Raw genomic sequence first — 15112 nt, 5'->3', positions numbered from 1 at the left:
TCTAATCCTTCAAGCCTGGCCTTCAAGCCTGTTTAAGCAGGCTTGGGGGTAGGCACTAACTGCTTGTCGCGGTTGATCCAGATGGCAAGCACAATGGCGGGCACGCCGAGTAGAGTGGCGATGACAAAGAAGCTCGGGTAGCCCTCGGCAGTAACCACGAGCCCGCCAAAACCGCTCAAGAATTTCCCCGGTAGCGTCATAAGCGATGAGAAAAGCGCATACTGCGTCGCGGTATAAGCGCGTGAAGTGAGGCTGGAAAGAAAGGCGATAAACACCGCACTGGCCAACCCGTTGGCGAGGTTGTCGCCGATAATCGTGACGACCAACATAGGTAGTTGATTACCCACCACCGCAAGCGCCGCAAACAGCAGGTTGGTCACCATGACCAACCCCGCCCCGAAGATAAGCAGCGGGCCGATGCCGTAACGCACCACCAGCAGTCCGCCTAAAATCCCGCCAGTAATGCTCATCGCGATACCAAATATATTGGTCACGTTAGCAATTTCCGCTAGCGAAAAGCCCAAATCGATATAGAGCGGATTGGCCATAGAGGCCATGGCCAAATCGCTGATTCTAAACACTGCAATAAACACCAAAATCCATAGCGCTTTTACCCCATAGCGGCTAAAAAAGTCGGTAAAGGGGCAGACTAACGCGCCAATGCTCCAGGCGCCCATACGGCGTAAAAATTTGGGTTTGCCGCGGCTGGCGCGAATGAATGCACGTACCTTGGGTTCGTGAATAAGCTGAATGGAAAGTGATGCGCGTTTGGGTTCCGGGCGCAGCAATACGGTCAGCACGCCAATGCTCATCAGTGCCGCCATGCTGAGATAGGCAACATCCCAAGACGTAGACGCCGCGATATACAGCGCCCCAGCGCCAGCAGCAAGCAGGCCCCCGCGATAGCCAATAATATACGTCGAGGCCATGGCTGCCTGGACGTTGTCATCCGCGGATTCGATTCGGTAGGCGTCGATGGCAATATCTTGCGTTGCTGAGCCAAAGGCAACCAGCAGCGCAAAGACGGCCACCCAGCCGAGATTGCCGACCGGGCTCAAACCGGCGAGTCCCACCAGTCCGGCGGCAATCATGCTTTGTGCTAACAGCATCCAGCCGCGGCGCTGGCCGAAGGCGCGAGTCAGTAGCGGCAGTGCCAGCCGGTCAACCACCGGTGCCCAGAAAAACTTGATCGAGTAGAGCATGCCGATCCAGGCAAAAAAGCCGATCGCCGCAACTTCCACGCCATCGCTGCGTAGCCAGGCGGAGAGCGTCGAGAACACCAACAGAAAGGGTAGGCCTGCGGAAAACCCCAGAAACAGCATGGTGATAACGGGCGCACGACAATAAATCGCCAGCGCAGCAAGCCAACTGCGCTGGGGGGTGGGGCTTAACATTAAGCGCTACTCCTGGAAAGACGTTAGCAATGACCAAGTGATAAACTGACGCAGTGTTCGATTACAAAGCCGACAGCTTACCGGAGAGGAGTTTTCCATGTCGATTACGGCGCATCAGGTAGTTACCTTGCACTATGTTCTTAGCGACGTGCTCAACGATGGCAGCAAGCAGGTATTGGATGACTCCCAGGCGCGCAATAAGCCGCTGGAGTATCTTCACGGCCACGACAATATTGTGCCGGGGCTTGAAAGTGCCCTAGCGGGCCAAGCGGTGGGCGCCGTGCTAAGCGTTCAACTGATGCCTGCCGATGCCTACGGAGTGCGAAACGAGGCGTTGATCCAGGAGGTCAGCCTTGCCTCCTTTGGCAATGCGGAATTGACCCCCGGCAGCCGTTTTCAAACCGAAGGCGAAGCCGGCCCGCAAATCGTCACCGTGCTGGAAGTGGAGGGCGACCGTGTCACTGTGGATACCAACCACCCGCTTGCCGGGCGCACGCTTAACTATCAGGTAACGATTCTGGACGTACGCGACGCCACCCGCGCAGAGCTTGCCAAAGGTCACCCGTTACCGCCGGGCACTGAGCACAGCAAAGTTGAAGACCGTAAAGTTCTATAGCGTGGTTGCGCTGCTATGAACGCCCAAAAATTGACTAGTATCAATTTCCTGTTCAACCGCTTACTCCCGCCACTCGCAACTTGACCTAGGTCAGCATTCTCCCACCGATGAGTGACTAGTATGAACGCATACATCACGGCGGGAGGATTCACCATGTATTGGGATGACACAGTTGTTTTCGGTTTGGTCACCGTCGCTTTGGTTATCGCTTTTATGGTGGGTTGGGTCGGCTTCGTGATTCGCGATCATCTGCGTAAGGATGAGCGCAAAAAATAGCCGACCTGCCTTGCGTCAACGTTGTCAGGGGAGGGGGTTTACTAGCGTAGTGAGCCTCTTGTTGCCAGCCCACAGTGGGCTGGCTTTTTTATGTTTCATATTCCATATTCCATATTTCATATTCATCGTGAGTTGAAATTATATGGCCTGCGTTGAAAAGCAAAGCTAGGCGGGCTCTGGTAAAGTTCGTTGAAAGGATTAACACATCAGGAAGCTTTGCCATGAACGCAGTTGTCTTACAACGCAGCCCATGGGTTCGTGCACGTGGTCTATTAGCGTGCGTGTTAATTAGCACTAGCACCTTATTGCCCGCGTCTGCCTTTGCACAAGCATTGGATATTATCAATGGCGATGTCACCCAGAAGATCGCTTTAAGTGATTTACACGCTATATCTGATACCACTTTTACACTTTACGACCCTTACCAGGGGCGCGATGTAGAAATGCAGGGCGTAGCGTTTCAAGATTTTTTGATTGATCAGTTTGGTGAAGTACCGCCAGCGCTGCACTTCACCGCCTGGGATGACTACGAAGTGACCCTTGAAGGGTGGGACGACCCCACCTGGTATTTAATTACCTCAGAAGATGGTGCCCCGTTAACCATTCGTACACGAGGTCCCGTGCGGCTGGTAGAGCGAGACTATAGTGGCCGCGATGTCGCGAACCTGCGGGATTTCAATGACTGGATCTGGATGATTCGTAGCATAGAGGCGAAGTGGTGATATCCAAAGCCAAGCCTGCGGTGGCGCCATCCATTCAACCACGCCCTTTAGCTCGCCAGCCTCGCTATGTCACATGGCTGTCGCTGAGCGTGATGAGCTTTTTGGCGCTGATGGTGCTGATTGTTTATGAGTCGCGCTGGGTTTACCCAGAAATACAGGCCTATTTTAGCCAGACGGGCAATTTGACCGGTCAGCAACTGGCCACCCGTTCGCGGGTTTACTTACAAAATGCCCAATCCGAGCTGCTAGCCGACCAGCCTGAGCAGGAAGCTTTCGCTGCGGCTATCACCGACATTGAGCTCTCTTACGGCTTATCCGATATGCATGTTTATCGGCATCAGTATGAGTGCACGGAGCCAAGCCTGAGAATTTTAAACCGTGTATTAGCACGGTTAGAGGTGGCCGAAATTGATCGAGTCGGCGCGGTAGGCGAGTTGTTTGGGCCAATACAGTGCCTTACCCACATTGAGATGGATCAGTTAGACCAGCGTGGTGCGGCGATCAATGATTTCTCCGTAAGCACTCGCCAACATAACCAAGTACTGACGTATTCCAGCCTATTGATCTTCGTGATGGGGCTGGTGTTTTGGTGGCTTCATGAGCGCCAGTTACGGCGCACCGATCATGCAACGCAAGAGACTTTCGAGTGGATGCAGCGCGCGATGCGTGACCCACTTACTGGAATCGGCAATCGCAGCGCTTTGCATCAAGATGTGTTGGCAAAGCAGCATCAGTCGCTGGGGCTGATTCTGATCGATATCGACTTTTTTAAACAGTACAACGATGCCTACGGGCACCCGCAAGGCGATACCCTGCTGCGCCAGCTGGCCACCTTGATTGGTGAAACGCTTAATGATGAAGCGCAGCTCTACCGCTTGGGAGGCGATGAGTTTGCGGCACTCCTTCGCTGCCCCGATACTGAAACGCTAAAGAGCTACTGCTGTCAGTTAATTGAAGGGATTCGCGCAGCTGACTTTGCGCACCCCGCCCATCCAGATAAAAAAGGCGTTACCTTCAGTGTCGGTGGGAGCCGTTTTATGGCCGACGAAGCAACGTTTGCCTACGCCTACGAAGCCGCCGATAAAGCGCTCTACCGGGTGAAAGCAGCAGGACGTGATGGTTGGCAGGTTACTGAAGACGCATAATTTCTGCATACAGGGGCGCGAGCCTCCCCAGCAGTTCATTGCGTGCGCCAAGAGTAACATCTTCCTCCTCCATCGCCGCGTCGAGGTGCTCCACTACACGATTAAAATGTACGTTCGTCACTCCCATATGCTGGTGGGCACGATCCATCGGCGGGCCTTCGTAGCGGCAGGGGCCGTCGCTGATATCGCATAGCTGACTAGCCAGCGATTCAGCAAATAAATCGATATTCGTGTTTGCAAAAAACACCACCACCTCGGCATCATCCGCAATCCGGTATAAGAGGTTTTCAACCACTGCGTCGATCGTAGGCTGCCCTCCCAGGCGCTCGTAGAGCGTCGCTTGGTTGCGATTGTGTGCACAGCTGGCCAGAGAGAGGGCGATGGTCGTCAACATCAAAGCCATTAAATAGCGGCGCATTGTTATGTCCTTTTGGATGAGCTCTCGCAGTGAACTTAAAGCAGTAAAATTAAAGCAGTGAACTTAAAAAGCGGCCTGGAGTGAAAGGTACCCGCCGCGCTGGGAAGGCAGGCCAGCAATGTCGCCTAAATCCAGCCAAGCACCTGTGAGCGATAGATGCTTATTGAAGAAGTAGGCACTGTAAAGACTTTGCCAGTCATCCTCTCTCGCCTCGCTTAGGTTATCGGGTTTCTGACGATACTCAGCGCCAATAATCCAGCGGGGAGTGACAAACAGCCCCACGCTACCCTCGGCTAGCCACGAGCGGCCATCTTGGTTGCCACCAAAACCGAGTAGGCCTCCCTGGTTGGCATCGGTATTGCGCAGTGTTGCGTTGAGCAGCACGTTGCGGCCCGCAACTGCACTAAACAGCAGTTTGCTGGCGCTGAGATAAATATCGGTACCGTGCGTTTCGTCGGCACCCAGGGCGGTGGGGGTGGTGCCGTCCACGAGCCGTTTGTGCTGTAACCCAACGCTCCAAATACCCCAGGGGTGATAAAGCACATCGCCCAGTAAACGTACTTTAGCGCCGTAAATATCTTGGCCCAGTTCGCCGCCCAGCGTGTCTAAATCAAGCGTTTGACGCGCGACAGAGACTTCAGCTCGATCGTAAATATTCAGACTGGCGCCGGTTACCGTCAGCCGGTAATCATCCACCCAGGCGCGGGTAGCGGCGGCGGTAACGCCTACTTCGTGCTCGCTTGCTGTGCTGGCAAGTACCGCCCAGGGGGATAAACCTCCCCCCGCTGCGCCTTCAATGGCACTCACCCCGCCGGTACCTAAAATACGGCTGCCAGCATGGCTAGGCATGACGGCTATCGCCAGACTAAAGATGAAGCAGGCAACAAAGAAACGACAAAGTAAGGCCTTCGATAAGGTGCTGAGCGAAGCTAAATGCATTGGCACGGTGTAGCGTAACGTCATGGGGTTCTCTATTTAGATTCTCATGGGCGATAGGGCAGGGAGGGGAAGCACCAGCGGGGCGAAATTATCCAACCAGCCGGTGAGCTCTTCAGCGGGCATCGACTTGGCAATCCAATAGCCTTGGAGATAGTCACAGCCGAGCGTGCTAAGTAGTTCAGCACTGGCTCGATTCTCAACCCCTTCTGCAACCAAACGCAGGCCTAAACTGTGGCCCATCTCGATAGTCGAGCGAACAATGGTGAAGTCGTCCTGCTGGGTGTCGAGTGCCAGCACAAACGATTTGTCGATTTTCAGCTCATCCACGGGCAGGCGCTTAATTTGTGCCAGTGAGGAGTAACCGGTGCCGTAATCATCAATGGCGATACGCAACCCTAGTTGGGTGAGTTCTAGCAGGGTGGTCATGGCCGCATCCACATCCTGCATTACCGCACTTTCGGTTACTTCTAAACTCAACTGGTCGGGGGTGAGCTGATAACGCTTGAGGAGATCCGCTAGGTGTGTCGCTAACTGCGGATCCATAACATCGCTGGCGGAGAGATTAACGGCTACTGACAAGTGATAGCCTCGCTGCTGCCAAGCTTGGATCTGCGCACAAACGTGGGTTAGCATCCATTGACTAAGCATGCGGATATTGCCCGAGCGTTCGGCCAGCCCAATAAATTCATCGGGCGGCACAAAGCCCAGTGAGGGATGACGCCAGCGCATCAGCGCCTCACATTGATGGACTAACCCCGTATGAATATCCACCTTGGGTTGATACGCCATCCACAGTTCCCCATTACCCACTGCTTCCTGCAGATCACGAATGAGCGTGAGCTGGCGCAAATGATGTTCATCTTGCCCCTCCAGGTAGTATTGATGCGCATGCCGATGGCGGCGTGCCATGTCTAACGCTATATCAGCACGGCGCAATAATAGCTGAGGGCTGTCGCCATGCTCGGGGTAGTTCGTTTCACCCGCTGAAAGCGAGGGGGTGATGGGCGATTTATCCAGGTCAATGGGTTGGCTTAGAATGCCAAACAGCTGTGTCCGCCATGCAATGCTGCTACTGGGTTGTTTGACGAGCAGTAACAGTTCATCGCCATCTAGCCGATACGCTTTGTTCTCTGGCGCAGGCAAATGTTGCAAACGATTGGCCAGAGTGGCCAATAGATGATCCCCAAGCGCGTAGCCAAAGGTGTCATTAATATCGCGAAAATTATTGATCGCTAGGCGCAGTAGCGTGAAGGGCTCGCCCCGTTGGATTGAGAGACAAATATCTTCCTGAGCGCTAATGCGATTGGGTAAATCGGTGAGTAAGTCGTGGCGGGATTGATGATGAAGTACGGCCTCCCGCTGAATAATATCTTCCTGCATAGAGAGCAGTGTTGATGCCAATAAGCCCGTTTCACTACGCTCTTGGCCAATTGATAAGCGAGTAATACGCTCACCCTGGCCGATACGCCGCGCCGCATTGGCCAGCTCTATGAGCGGTTTGCTCATGCTTCGCGCGCTCCACATGGCCACTAATAGGGTAAAAAGCAGGATTAACGCGACAATACCGAGTAGCTGCCATTGCAGTGAGCGGTAAGCCCCCAGTAGCTCGTTGCGCGAAAGTTGCAGTAATGCGTAGGTTTGATTGGTGTCATCAGCATAGAGCGGGCTGGCATAGGAAAAATACTCAGCATCGGGCGTCATTTGGCTAGTGGATGAATATTCCCCTTTCATGAGTTCGTCACCGCTGCCGCTCATTAACTGCCGTGCTAATTGCTCTTGGTGGGAGCTTGCGAGGTAGCTTATCTCGCCGTTATCGCGATAGTTGACCACGCTTATTTCAAGCCCGGTTAGCGCATTAATCTCCTCGGTCACTGCTTCGTTGATTAAAAAGCCCATCCCCACCCAACCAATCAGATTCGGCGCACGCACAGGCAGCAGGGCGAACTCATACGGCTGACCCTCGGCAATCACGACGCTAACTGCGGTGCCCTCCTGGCGCGCGCGCGCCAAGAGCTGCGGGAAAGGCATCGGGCTATTTTGTACATGATGGCTGCTTGCCAAAATATGGCCATCAAGGCTACTTAAAAGCACCATGTCGGCTTTGGCGCGATCACCGTGATTGGCCAGCACGGAGTAGAGCGTCTCGGTATCCTGGGTGGAAACGGCGCTCTTGAAGCCGAAATCATCGGCCAGGATCGCGACGTTATCTCTTAACTGTTCGCCGCGTGAATCCAGCAATTGCTGCAATACGTTGGCGCCTACCTCTAAACGCTGGGACCCTTTGGCGAGGATGTCATTTTGCGTAGCGCGAAGAAACGCCACGCCGGTGGCAAATTGCGAAACAATCACCACCGTTAGCAGTACTAGCATGAGGCGTGTTCGAAAGCGCATAGCAACCTCGAAAATGGCGGATCAGCGTATTTTAAACACTGGAAAGTGCTTAACTGGCATCTTTAAACCGCTGCTGAAGAGGAGACAGCATTGGCTCGGGCGGCGGCAACGCGTTGAGCTCTAAACGGACGTCCAACTGATCCGTGTCGGTAATCGTGCCTTCCCACCACCGTTGTTGGCTGTCATCAAGGCGAGGATGCCAAACACGTACACGATGCTGGCCTGGCGGTAAAGCGGGTAGGGTCAGCGTGCCGTCGGCATTCGTTATTGCCGCATAGGGCGCATCGCTGACTACTATAAAGGCCTGCATATGGTCATGGATATTGCATCCCAATACGACGACCCCTGCCTGATCAAAATGAACGGGTGGGGGTGTTTCCTGTAGGTACAGATTCAAATCAAACGTTTTCGCCGGTGAAAAAGAGTAAACGTGGTGGCGTGTAGTGTCCTGATTGGGAAATGCCACATAACTGCCGGTGGGCACGGTTAGCACCCTGGGATGAAAGGTCGCATCGCGCTGATAGATATTCTGTTCTTGTGGCTGATTGGCAGATGCTGAGTCGTAGTAGACCTCCACAACGGCATCCTCAAGGGGTAAGCCTTCGTCGCTGTTGACGGTGATCTGTGCAGCGTTAGCGGTCGTGCTAAAGAGAGTTATCGCCAGCCCAACGAGCGCAGCAGTGAATGTGCTGATAAAACCAACATAAAGGCGACGTTGTATTGGCATTGGAAGTCGGCATCTCACGTTGAGGGGTAATATATGTCATTGGCAGCGTGTTTTTCTGATGCTGCGTTGAGGCTAATAGTGAAAGGATTATGCAAGAAAGTCATGCTTTCGGCTTAACGGTAAGCCAACTCTTGCAAAAAAGAGTAAACAATAGGGAAAACAGCCCCGATTAGTGGCGCTCTGTTGAAGCGGTGGTTAAAGTGAATACTGAGAAAACGGTGTTCGATAACTGCGGAGAAGTGATATGAGCACTCAGGATGAAGTCACCACAATGCTAAAACAGCGGCGTTCACGCCGACAGGTCTTGGCTAGTCTAGGGCTTGGCGCAGCGGCGCTTTACGTGGCTCCTACACTGCTTTCAACGGGGCAGGCTGAAGCACATGAACGCGGGCGCTCTCGCCCTAAGGGCCGCCATCAGCATCAACATCAACATCATTCGGGGCGTCGCCACTCAAAGCCCAGCTTTTCACGGCCTGACCATTCAAGACCCCATTATTCACGGCCGAACTATTCCAGACCTCACTATGACCGGCCGAACTATTCCAGGCCAAGCTACGACCGGCCAGACTATTCACAGCCTGGTTATTCTCGCAACGGTTATTCGCGTCCCCAGCGATATGACGAACGTCCTCGTTGGGAACGTGATGGTGTGATTGAGCTGCGTATCAGCCGCCTACTCCCACGCGGCTGGTGAAACCGATGATGACGTCTGACGCCGAAGCTGTTGATTACGCGCTCACCGGTCTGGGGCCGTGTATTCGCCTGGTGAATGCTCAGCCACTGCTGCCGGTTCTTCAAGCTGCCATGCCAGGCTGGCCGCTTACCCCATGTCCGTTACAGCCAAACAAGCCAGATATTTGTGTTTGGCAGCAGGAAGAGGGGTTTTGGCAGCAGGCACCGGCATTGCCCAAGGGGATGTGGCTGGAAACGCCAGTCAGCACGGCGTGCAGCGTTATTGCAGATATGTCTGGGGCCTATTTGCGCCAGCATCCAGCCTATATTGGATTGCACTGCGGTGCGGCTGAGATAGACGGTCAATTAGTCATTTTTCCTGAGTCTCACCGTGCCGGTAAAAGTACGCTGACGTGTGCGTTTGCAGCCGCTGGATACCGTGTTTTTGGGGATGATGTCGTGGCGCTGACGCCTCAAGGAAAGGGGGTTTCGCTGGGTGTCGCGCCACGTTTGCGTTTACCGCTTCCCACCACGATTGCGGACGAGTTACAGGACTTTATTCATCGGCACCGAGGGCCGAGCGATGATCGCTATGGCTATGTCGCGTTGGACGAAACATTGCTGGCTCGCCACGGAGAGCAGTGCCCGGTCGGTGCCATTATATTGATTGACCGGGATAACAGTGTTGCTCGTCCCCAGCTTACGTCGCTGCAACATGGAGAAGGGTTGTGGCAACTGTTAAAGCAGAATTTTGCCGACACGCTTTCCGACCAGGAACTGATTGATAAATTCTGGCCTCTGGTACAGCGCATGCCCTGTTTCCTGCTGCGCTATTCAGATGCATACGAAGCGGCCGCTTTTGTAGGGCGCGAACTAAAAGAGGCGCTTCACGCCCAGCCGGCTACTTACACATCGCCTTCACAGGCCGCGGCAATGCCTGAGGCTGCGGCGCTTGATCGAAACGATCTGCGCCAGTGGCGAGCGCGTCCAACGGCGCATGAGTATCCTCTCGGCGATGAGCTATTCGTGATCGTGGAGGAGGGGGGCGAGATCCATCGTATGAACGTAACTAGCCGAGCGGCATGGGCATTACTGCAGCATGAAGCACTGACCATCGAGGAGCTAAGCCAAACGCTGGTGGCATTTTTTATGCCGGTCTCTCTTGAGCAAGTACGTAGCGACATGGCTGAGTTGCTGGGGCAGTTCTTAGCCGTTGGCTTAATTGAGCCCGTTGCAAGCGCCTCTTAACGCGATCTAGGCTAGCGCCACGTATCTCGCCAAGCATGCATGACTCGCTCCGGGTACCAGGTTTTCCCTAAGCTGCCGTTATAACGCGCTAGCGCACGGGTAAAATCGCCATTTTCAATAGCTAAGTAGTGCGCCAAAATCGTACAGCCATAGCGCAGATTACGCGAAGGCTGCGTCAAATCGTCTATCGGAAGCCCCAGTTCGCTGACCCAGAAGGGCATGATTTGCATCAAGCCGACGGCACCTGCCGAAGAGATTGCATCGGCTTTGAAGGCGCTTTCCACCTGAATCAAGGCTAATACCAGCTCTGGCGGTAAGGCTGCCAGCCTGGCTTCTTGATAGATACGCGTAAGCAGGCTTCGTCGCTGGGCGGCGTCATTGATAAAACGCGCCAGCGGCGCGTCCATGCGTGCTCGCCACTGGCGCGCTGCCCACTGTTGCTGAGGCGTTTGGTGATACTGATTGGCGGCTTCAAGGGTAGGGCGCAGGGTCGGCGGCAGTGGCTGTGCTGCTGCAGGCCCTGCGGTGCTGAGCAGGAGTAGGCCCAGCGCCACCTTAAGGGTTAGCCACCGCGTAGCGCTAAACAATCCACGAGACGCGGTGGCTGCCTTGGCGGGGTTAGCGCGCCTTCTCACGCAGGAAGTCGACGATCTTGTCGGCGGGCACCATGGTTGCTTCGCTATCCCGGCGGCCTTTGTATTCCAACTCGCCATTATCCAGGCCGCGATCACCAATCACCAAGCGATGGGGTACGCCCATCAGTTCCAGGTCGGCAAATTTAACGCCAGGGCGAGTGTCACGGTCATCCAGCAATACGTCGAGACCCGCAGCGCTCAGCGCTTGGTAAAGGCGCTCGGACTCTTCACGTACACGCTGAGACTTGTGCGCATTCATCGGCACCAGCGCCACTTGAAACGGTGCGATAGCGTTAGGCCAGATAATCCCCGATTCGTCGTGGTTCTGCTCAATAGCGGCGGCGACCACGCGGGTCACGCCGATGCCGTAGCACCCCATCCACGGGTGGCTGGTCTTGCCGTTGTCGCCCAGCACGTTGGCGTTCATGGCCTGGGAGTACTTCTGGCCAAGCTGGAAAACGTGACCAACTTCGATACCGCGCTTGATAGAGAGCGTGCCCTGGCCATCTGGAGAGGGGTCGCCTTCCACCACATTGCGAAGATCCGCTACTTCGGGCAGGGCCACATCACGCTCCCAGTTAATCCCGAAATAGTGTTTGCCTTCAATATTGGCACCCGCGCCAAAGTCGCTCATCAGGGCAACGCTGCGGTCGGCAATAATGGGCATATCAAGGTTCACCGGGCCAAGCGAGCCAAAGCCTGCGCCGGCTGCTGCGCGAATTTCCTCTTCGCTGCCCATGGTCAGCGGCGCCGCCACTTGGGGAAGGTTCTCGGCTTTTACCTCGTTCAGCTCATGATCGCCGCGCACCAATAGGGCAATCAGGCCACCTTCAGTTGCACGTACAATCAGGGTCTTGACCGTTTTCTCGATCGGCAGATCAAACTGCTCAACCAGGGCGGCGATGGTTTTGGCGTTAGGTGTATCTACCAGATGCATCTCTTGGGTAGGTGCTTCGCGCTGTATGTCGCTGCCCAGAGGAGCAGGCAGAGCTTCGGCTTTTTCCATATTGGCCGCGTAGTCGGAGGCGTTAGAGAACACGATGTCATCTTCGCCGGAGCCCGCCAGTACGTGGAATTCGTGGGAGCCCGTACCGCCAATGGAGCCGTTGTCTGCGATCACCGGGCGGAAGTCGAGGCCTAAACGCGTGAAAATGCGTGTGTAGGCATCGTACATATCCTGGTAGGTCTGCTTCAGCGAGGCTTCATCAAGGTGAAAGGAGTATGCGTCCTTCATGATGAACTCACGTGAGCGCATCACGCCAAAACGCGGACGAATCTCGTCGCGAAACTTGGTCTGGATCTGATAAAAATTGATTGGTAACTGCTTGTAGCTGGCGATCTCTTTACGCACCAGGTCGGTAATGACCTCTTCGTGGGTTGGGCCAACGCAGTAATCGCGGTCGTGGCGATCTTTCAGGCGTAGTAGCTCAGGGCCATACTGCTCCCAACGGCCGGACTCCTGCCACAGCTCAGCCGGTTGCACGGCCGGCATGAGAACCTCCTGGGCACCGGCGCGGTTCATCTCTTCGCGCACAATGGCTTCCACTTTACGCAGTGTGCGCAGGCCTAGCGGAAGCCATGTATAGAGCCCTGAGGTTAAACGGCGAATCATCCCGGCGCGGAGCATTAGCTGGTGGCTAATGACTTCGGCGTCGGCCGGGGTCTCTTTCAGAGTGGCAATCAATAATTGGCTGGCGCGCATGGGCGTGAGCATTCCTTAGAGCTTAGAAAAATAGCGTTTAGAAGAAAGTGTGCCTGGAAGCGGGGCAGTGGCCCCGTTTACGTTGAATGTAGGCATTGTACGGCCTAGCGCTTAAAGCGGCAAAATCCGCATGATCATCTCAACCCTGTGCTTTTGGTCGGGTGTGCTAGACTAAGCAGGTTTTAGGGCGTGCTGGTCGGTAGCAATGAGCCGCTAGAAATGGCTTCATCACAACATGTTACACCGACTACCGTTACTTTTTTGATTGAGGAAACCTTCATGCATCAAGCCGTTCGTCGCTGGTTGACAGGCGCCGTGGTTGGCGTCTCCATTGTGTCACTGAGTGGTTGCGGTACACTTTTTCATCCTGAGCGCAAAGGCCAAATGAGCGGTGATATTGATCCGGTGGTCGCCATTGCCAATGGGGTGGGGTTACTGTTCTTTATCGTTCCTGGGGTAATTGCTTACGCCGTGGATTTCTCTAATGGCACCATCTACCTACCCGGCCGCAACAGCGCCTCAGTGGATGTTCACCAGTTAGACGACGCTATGGATGTAGCCTCCCTGGAAAAACTGCTGTCTGAAAAGGCTGGCCAGCCGGTGAGCCTGGAGAGCGAATTGGTCATGATCGAAGAAATGGATAGCCTTGATGAAGCGCTCGCAATGGTGCGCATGTCGGGCGTACTGGACGAAGAAAAGCTGTCTACGATGTAACGACTATCCATTAATTGCAAAACCCAGCCTGGCGTTACGCTTGGCTGGGTTTTTTCATGTTGACTATGCGTTACGCATGCTGGCGGGATTGGGAGCACTGGGAAAGCGCGGTGGATGTGCTTCCATGTAAGCGTGGCAGGCGCGCAGAACGCGAATGTCATCAAATTTACCGCCAGCGAGTTGAAACCCCACCGGCAAGCCGTTATCGGTAAATCCGCAGGGTATTGATGCGGCGGGTTGCTGGCTGAGGTTAAAAGGGTAGCTAAACGGCGCCCACTCTTCCCAGTCCTGCATATCACTGCCGGGGGGAACTTCATGGTTGATTTCAAACGGACTGACCGCCACTGAGGGCGTCATCAGCAGATGGTACTCTTGATTGAAGTGTTCCAGATGCTGCGTTAATGCTGCACGGTCGGCCAGGGCACGAAACAGCTCAACGGCTTTCCAGGGCTCCGCTTCGCGGGCATTGGCTACCATGCCGGGATCCAAGAGCGTGCGCTGGTGTTGCCCCGTTTGCGACCACTGCTCTAGCGAGGCGGTGAACCACAGCTTACGAAAGGTCTCCAGTGGCGATGAGAAGCCTGGGTTTACCTCGACGATTTCAGCTCCCAAGGCTTCTAATCGAGTCGCCGCTTCATGCACGCGCTCAGCAATTTGCGGGTCTACCGTGGCGTAGCCAAGATCTGCGGAGTAGCCAATTCGCAAGCCGGTTAATCCTTTTTCCAGGTCGACCCCCCAGCAATCGGGTTGGCCGCGCGTGGCGTAAGGGTCACGGTAATCGTAGCGGCCTATTACATTTAGCATGCTGACCGCGTCGCGCACGGTGCGCGTCAGTGGTCCCAGGTGTGAAAGGCTGGGCTCTTTTGCGGGCGGCCATTGAGGTGTCCAGCCGTAGGTGGGCTTGAAGCCAAATACCCCCGTAAACGCCGCAGGAATACGGATCGAGCCACCTGAATCGCCGCCCTGGTGAAGCACGCCCATATTGAGAGCTGCGGCTGCAGCGGCTCCGCCGGAGGAGCCGCCAGGGGTCAAACGGGTATTCCAGGGGTTGGTCGTGGCGCCAAAGACGCGGTTGTCGGTGACTGCTTTCCAGCCGAATTCGGGCGTATTGGTTTTGCCCAGTATCACCGCCCCTGCTTCGCGCAACATGCGGGCCGGAGGCGCATCTGTATCGCATGGCGCGTCGGAGGAGGTCAGTGACCCTTCCCGACATGGCATGCCTGCCACTTGAGTCAGGTCTTTCAGCGATACCGGCACCCCATCGATGGGGCTGAGCGGTTTACCTTGCCCCCAGCGCCTTGCCGAGGCTTTTGCCGCTGATTCGGCGCCTTCGGTATCCACGTGAACATAAGCGTTCACGTCCGGATTGAAGCGCTCAATCCGCTCAAGGGCGGCTCGGGTCGCCTCGAGGGGTGAAGCCTCACGGCTTTCGAACAAGTGAGCTAAGGTTTGGGCATCCAGGCTGCCAAGATCGGTACCGCTCATTGCATACTCCTTACGTCGGCTGGGCTTG

General features: G+C 55.1%; 15 protein-coding genes. 7 read left to right on the top strand and 8 right to left on the bottom strand.

From position 1 onward, the window contains the following. Positions 1-32: 32 nt before the first annotated feature. Entirely contained in the window at positions 33-1394 is a 1362-nt protein-coding gene (locus V8L70_RS18390; protein ID WP_101145363.1) for an AmpG family muropeptide MFS transporter, read from the bottom strand. Positions 1395-1491: 97 nt separating this feature from the next. Between V8L70_RS18390 and V8L70_RS18385 the strand changes: the two genes are divergently transcribed. The 4 genes from V8L70_RS18385 (at position 1492) to V8L70_RS18370 (ending at position 4153) form a co-directional block, all read left to right on the top strand. Beyond that, positions 1492-2010: an FKBP-type peptidyl-prolyl cis-trans isomerase gene (locus V8L70_RS18385; RefSeq protein ID WP_101145362.1), complete on the top strand. Its 519-nt coding sequence runs from the start codon at positions 1492-1494 to the stop codon at positions 2008-2010. A gap of 120 nt (positions 2011-2130) precedes the next feature. Then, a complete protein-coding gene (gene ccoM / locus V8L70_RS18380; protein ID WP_157826455.1) occupies positions 2131-2286 on the top strand; it encodes a cytochrome c oxidase subunit CcoM in 156 nt (51 codons plus the stop codon). A 221-nt stretch (positions 2287-2507) separates the two neighbouring features. Further along, the gene (locus V8L70_RS18375; RefSeq protein WP_101145361.1) at positions 2508-3008 is read left to right on the top strand and encodes a hypothetical protein; all 501 of its coding nucleotides are present in this window, start codon (positions 2508-2510) and stop codon (positions 3006-3008) included. Further along, positions 3005-4153: a GGDEF domain-containing protein gene (locus V8L70_RS18370; protein WP_101145374.1), complete on the top strand. Its 1149-nt coding sequence runs from the start codon at positions 3005-3007 to the stop codon at positions 4151-4153. Before V8L70_RS18375 ends, V8L70_RS18370 begins: the two co-directional genes overlap by 4 nt. Here the strand turns inward: V8L70_RS18370 and V8L70_RS18365 are convergent. The 4 genes from V8L70_RS18365 to V8L70_RS18350 form a co-directional block, all read right to left on the bottom strand. Then, the gene (locus V8L70_RS18365; protein WP_101145360.1) at positions 4137-4571 is read right to left on the bottom strand and encodes a group I truncated hemoglobin; all 435 of its coding nucleotides are present in this window, start codon (positions 4569-4571) and stop codon (positions 4137-4139) included. The genes V8L70_RS18370 and V8L70_RS18365 overlap by 17 nt on opposite strands. A 63-nt stretch (positions 4572-4634) precedes the next feature. Next, complete coding sequence (locus V8L70_RS18360; protein ID WP_232774542.1) at positions 4635-5534, bottom strand: DUF3034 family protein; 900 nt, start codon at positions 5532-5534, stop codon at positions 4635-4637. Between the two features lie 12 nt (positions 5535-5546). Further along, positions 5547-7901 (bottom strand): putative bifunctional diguanylate cyclase/phosphodiesterase, encoded by a 2355-nt coding sequence (locus V8L70_RS18355; protein ID WP_101145359.1) that lies wholly within the window; start codon positions 7899-7901, stop codon positions 5547-5549. A gap of 49 nt (positions 7902-7950) precedes the next feature. Then, entirely contained in the window at positions 7951-8628 is a 678-nt protein-coding gene (locus tag V8L70_RS18350) for a carboxypeptidase regulatory-like domain-containing protein (RefSeq protein ID WP_101145358.1), read from the bottom strand. Positions 8629-9008: 380 nt separating this feature from the next. On the opposite strand from V8L70_RS18350, the gene V8L70_RS18345 reads away from it, so the two are divergent. Together V8L70_RS18345 and V8L70_RS18340 are read left to right on the top strand one after the other, a co-directional pair. Then, complete coding sequence (locus tag V8L70_RS18345) at positions 9009-9281, top strand: hypothetical protein (protein ID WP_157826454.1); 273 nt, start codon at positions 9009-9011, stop codon at positions 9279-9281. Positions 9282-9327: 46 nt separating this feature from the next. Further along, positions 9328-10548: a PqqD family protein gene (locus V8L70_RS18340; RefSeq protein WP_101145356.1), complete on the top strand. Its 1221-nt coding sequence runs from the start codon at positions 9328-9330 to the stop codon at positions 10546-10548. Between the two features lie 11 nt (positions 10549-10559). Here the strand turns inward: V8L70_RS18340 and V8L70_RS18335 are convergent, their stop codons facing one another. After that, positions 10560-11102, bottom strand: coding sequence for a transglycosylase SLT domain-containing protein (locus V8L70_RS18335; RefSeq protein ID WP_431313233.1), 543 nt, complete (start codon positions 11100-11102; stop codon positions 10560-10562). Positions 11103-11166: 64 nt separating this feature from the next. Then, a complete protein-coding gene (locus tag V8L70_RS18330) occupies positions 11167-12885 on the bottom strand; it encodes a proline--tRNA ligase (RefSeq protein WP_101145354.1) in 1719 nt (572 codons plus the stop codon). A 279-nt stretch (positions 12886-13164) separates the two neighbouring features. Here V8L70_RS18330 and V8L70_RS18325 point away from each other — a divergent pair, with 279 nt between their 5' ends. Then, positions 13165-13599 (top strand): hypothetical protein, encoded by a 435-nt coding sequence (locus V8L70_RS18325; protein ID WP_101145372.1) that lies wholly within the window; start codon positions 13165-13167, stop codon positions 13597-13599. A 63-nt stretch (positions 13600-13662) separates the two neighbouring features. Here the strand turns inward: V8L70_RS18325 and V8L70_RS18320 are convergent, their stop codons facing one another. After that, the gene (locus V8L70_RS18320) at positions 13663-15084 is read right to left on the bottom strand and encodes an amidase (protein WP_101145353.1); all 1422 of its coding nucleotides are present in this window, start codon (positions 15082-15084) and stop codon (positions 13663-13665) included. Positions 15085-15112: the final 28 nt, after the last annotated feature.

The sequence above is a fragment of the Vreelandella arctica genome (assembly GCF_037070215.1).
Lineage (GTDB): Bacteria > Pseudomonadota > Gammaproteobacteria > Pseudomonadales > Halomonadaceae > Vreelandella > Vreelandella arctica.
This window is presented reverse-complemented; position numbering and strand designations above follow the sequence as displayed.